2 protein-coding genes and 1 pseudogene are annotated in these 4,130 nt (G+C 77.2%); 1 reads left to right on the top strand and 2 read right to left on the bottom strand.

Features of this window, described 5'->3' with window-relative positions:
• Positions 1-884 (top strand): annotated as a pseudogene (locus ACOJUF_RS05925) (hypothetical protein); the annotation flags it as partial.
• Between the two features lie 54 nt (positions 885-938).
• Here ACOJUF_RS05925 and ACOJUF_RS05920 read toward each other — a convergent pair.
• Both ACOJUF_RS05920 and ACOJUF_RS05915 read right to left on the bottom strand, forming a co-directional pair.
• Entirely contained in the window at positions 939-1,991 is a 1,053-nt protein-coding gene (locus ACOJUF_RS05920) for a GTP-binding protein (RefSeq protein WP_420120938.1), read from the bottom strand.
• Positions 1,992-2,014: 23 nt separating this feature from the next.
• On the bottom strand, positions 2,015-4,117 hold the full coding sequence (locus tag ACOJUF_RS05915) for an iron ABC transporter permease (RefSeq protein ID WP_420120939.1): 2,103 nt from the start codon (positions 4,115-4,117) through the stop codon (positions 2,015-2,017).
• Positions 4,118-4,130 lie beyond the last annotated feature (13 nt).

The following is a 4,130-nucleotide window of genomic DNA, read 5'->3' as shown; positions in this document are numbered from 1 at the left end:
CGGTGATCTCCGCACCGATCACCGTCTGCGGCGTGGGGGTCGGGGTGCTCGGTGATGCCGCCGGCGGTTGTGACGCCGCCCCGGCGCCCGCCGCCGACGCATCGGATGCGCCGGAACCGCTGCTCACCGCCCCGGTCACCGTCTGCGGGATCGGCGCCGGCGTCGGCGGAAACGCGCAGTCCGGCTGCACGGCTCCGGACGCCCCGGCCGGCCCGATCGCCGCTCCGGTGACCGTCTGCGGCATCGGCGCCGGCCTTCTCGGCCAGGCCGAGGCCCGGTGTGAGACCCCGGCACCCACCGGCAGCGCGCCGACGGCGGGCGAGCCGCTGCTCACCGCCCCGGTCACCGTCTGCGGGATCGGCGCCGGCGCCGGCGGAAACGCGCAGTCCGGCTGCACGGGTCCGGACGCGCCGGCCGGCCCGATCGCCGCTCCGGTCACCGTCTTCGGCATCGGCGCCGGCCTCGCCGGCGACACCGGGACCGCCTGCGGTTCGACGCCCGTGAACCCGGGACCGCCGACCGAGCCCGGCACCCCGACCGACCCGACCGAGCCGACCGAGCCGACCGAGCCGGGCACCCCGACCGACCCCGGCCCGCCCGGCGATTCGGTCATCGGCGTCCCCGCCGTCACCGCGGCCGCGGCCCTGCTGCAGCCCGCCCTGCTGCGGCCGTCCCTGCCGGGGCGGTCCCTGCGGCCCGGCGCGGCGGCCGACCGCCCGGTCCGCGGCGCATCGGCGGACGTCGTGGGGGGCGCGCCGATCGCGGCCGCAGGCCTGGCCTTCACCGGGGCCCCGCTCGGGCTCGCGCTCGGCCTGTCGATGCTGTTGATCGCCGCGGGCGCGCTGCTGCTGCTCGGCCGACGCCGCCGGCCGCAGGCGGGCTGACGGCCCGGTGGCGGCGGGCCGGGCGGTGGTTCCCGTCCGGCTTGCCGGCGGCGGCTACCGGCCGCCGAGCCAGTCGTCCAGGCCGTCGTCCACCGTCGACCAGTCCCGATCGGACTCCATTTCCCGGTCGGTGAGCAGGATGTCGGTGAACGCGCGGCGCCGGTCCCCGGTGTGGGCACCGATGCCGGTGATCACCATGCGGGTGGCCAGCGGGGCGGCGGGCCGGCCCGCATCGCCGATCGACAGGTGTCCCCCGGTGCCGTCCAGCACGCCGAGCCGGTCCGGGCGGGTGGGCACCCGGAAGCGGCCGCGGGTCCGGACCCGTCCACCGGCCAGATCCGGCAGCCGATCCAGGAACCGCTGCGGGTGCACCGGCCGTTCGCTGACCAGGTCCAGCGTCCAGACGCCGTGGGCGTCCGGTGTGGTCGACCGGGACAGCCAGTACGGGTCGATCCGGGCCGCGGCGTGGCCGGCGCTGTGCCGGGCGGTGAACAGCTCGCGGGCGTCGGCGGCGAACAGGTCCCGCCGGCTGCTCCGCCGGCCCCGCAGGTGGTTGACCAGGGTGAGCCCGGCCGGGCTCGAACCGGTCGTCAGCACGACGTCGGCGTGGGCCAGCTGGGCGGCCAGCACCTCGCCGACCGCCCGGCCGTCGCCCGCGGTCAGCCCGAGGCCGCGGTCGGCCAGCAGATCCCCGCCCATCAGGTCGTGCTCGACCCGGTCGACGTCGACCAGGCACACCACCGTGGCCAGGTCGACGCCCAGCCGGCGCCGGAGCGCGGGAGCGGCCCGCGGCCGGCCGGCCGGCGCGGTCGCCGCGGCGACCGGCAGGGCCAGCACGATCCGCGCCCACCGCGCCCGGCCGACCATCGCCTCCATCGCCGGCCGCAGGTTCTCCCGTTGCACGCAGCCGGGGCAACCGTGCGCGGCCGGTTCGGTGACGTCGTCGACCAGCCCGTCCGCATCGCCGGCGACCCGGCGCACCGTGCGGGTCAGCGGGTCCATGTCCTGACGCACGAAGCCGGTTCCGGGCAGGTCGGTGAGCAGCGAGAAGACCGCCGCGTCACGCAGCACCGGGTCGACCGTGGCCAGCACCACCAGGGGGATCATGGGTCGGAACTCCTTCTCCGGATTCAGGTTCGGGCCCGGGTCCGGGCCAGCAGGTACACGAAGTAGGGCGCCCCGAGCAGGGCGACGGCAAGCCCGGCGGGTATCTGGGCGGGGGCGATCACCCACCGGCCGGCGGTGTCGGCCAGCCCGAGCAGCACGGCCCCCAGCAGCACGGCCACCGGGATCACCCGCCCGTGCCGGCCGCCGACCAGGGCCCGGGCGACGTGCGGGGCGACCAGACCGAGGAAGCCGACGACCCCGACCGCCGCGACCGACGTCGCGGCCAGCACCGCCGCCAGTCCCAGCACGGTCAGCCGTACCGGCTCCAGCCGGACGCCGACCAGGCGCGGGGTGTCCTCGTCCAGCGCGAGCAGATCCAGCTCGCGGCGCAGCCCGAACGCCAGCGGCAGCCCGACGGCCAGCGCGCACGCGACCGGCCCGATCTGCTCGAACGACCGCCCGTACGTAGTGCCGGAGAGCCACGTGTACAGCCGTGGGGTGTCCCACGCGTTCGACCGCAGCAACAGCAGGGTGGTCAGGGCCGACGCGCCGTACCAGACGCCGATGCCGACGAGCACGAGCCGGTCGGCGTTGAGCCCGCCGCGCCAGCTCAGCCCGTAGACGACGCCGAAGGCCAGCAGCGCGCCGATCATGGCCGCCGTCAGGACGGCCCCGCCGGACGATCCCTCGGTGCCGAACGCGCCGGCGGTGACCACCACGACCGCGCCCAGACCGGCCCCCGCGGTGATGCCGAGCAGGCCCGGTTCGGCCCGGGGGTTGCGGCTGCTCGCCTGGGTGAGCGTGCCGGCCAGCGCGATCGCTCCGCCGGCGACCATCGCGGCGACCACCCGGGGCGCCCGCTCGTCGAGCGCGAAGCGCACCAGCGGCGGGCCCTGCCCACGGAGCCACAGGACGATGTCGCCGGTGCGCAGCAGGGTGTTGCCGACCAGCAGCCCCAGCACCAGGGTGCCGGCGGCCAGGATCGCGGCAGCCAGCACCACCAGCAGGAACCGGCGGCGACTGCGGACCCCGACCCCGGCCGCGGCCGGCCGGCGGGTCGGCCCGGCGTCGGGGAGCCGCCGCGCGAGCAGCACCAGCACGACGGCCCCGGCGATGGTGGTGACCACCCCGGTGGGGATGGCGATGCCGGCCTCGGCGCCCAGCAGGGCCCGCACGAGCACGTCGGCCAGGATCACCAGCAATGCGCCGACCAGCCCGGCGGCCGGGAGGAGGACGGCATGCCGGTTCAGCGCCGGCACGAACCGGCCCAGCAATCGCACGACGACCGGGGCACACAACCCGACGAAGCCGATCGGCCCGGCCAGGGTGACCGCGGCCGCGGTCAGCAGGACGGCGAGCCCGATGCCCAGGATCCGGGTGGACCGCACCGGTACCCCGAGCACGGCGGCGGTGTCGTCACCCAGGGCCATCAGATCCAGGCGGCGGGACAGCAGCAGGGCGAGCCCCAGGGCCGCGAGCACCACCGGGGCGACGTGCAGGAAGGCGGTCAGACCGAGCTGGCTCAGCGACCCCGATCCCCAGGCGAACAGGCTGGTGGTGTTCTGGCTGAACAGGATGAGCAGGGTCGCGGTGGCCGCCTGCAGGGCCAGCGCGACCGCCGACCCGGCCAGCAGGATGCGGGTGGTCGACGTGCCCGCCCCGGACAGGCCGAGCACCAGGACGGCCGCCGCCAGTCCGCCGGCGAAGGCCACCGCACCGGACGCCCACAACGGCACGGACAGGCCGAAGGCGGCGACCGCCACCACCGCCAGGTACGAGCCGGCGGTCACCGCGAGCGTGTCCGGCGCGGCCAGCGCGTTGCGGGTCAACGACTGGAGCAGGGCCCCCGCGACGCCGAGCGCGACGCCCACCGCGATGCCGGCGGCCAGCCGCGGGATGCGCGAGCCGACCAGGATCTCCCGGGTACCGGCCGCGGCTCCGTCTCCCCCGCCGAGCAGTGCCCACAGCTCACCGAGCCCGACCCCGGACGTGCCCTGGGTCAGGTGGACGGTGGCGGCCACGAGCAGCAGGCCGCCCAGCCCGGCCAGCGCCGCCAGGGCCCCGGAAAGCATGCTGCTGCCGGCTTTCTCGATCGTGGCTGGCGGTGGCGGCCCGGCCGGCGCGATCGGCCGGGCCGGC

The organism is Nakamurella sp. (genome assembly GCF_048594475.1).
GTDB lineage: Bacteria > Actinomycetota > Actinomycetes > Mycobacteriales > Nakamurellaceae > Nakamurella.
Note: the sequence above shows the minus strand (reverse complement) of the source record. Positions and strands in the feature narration are given on the sequence as shown.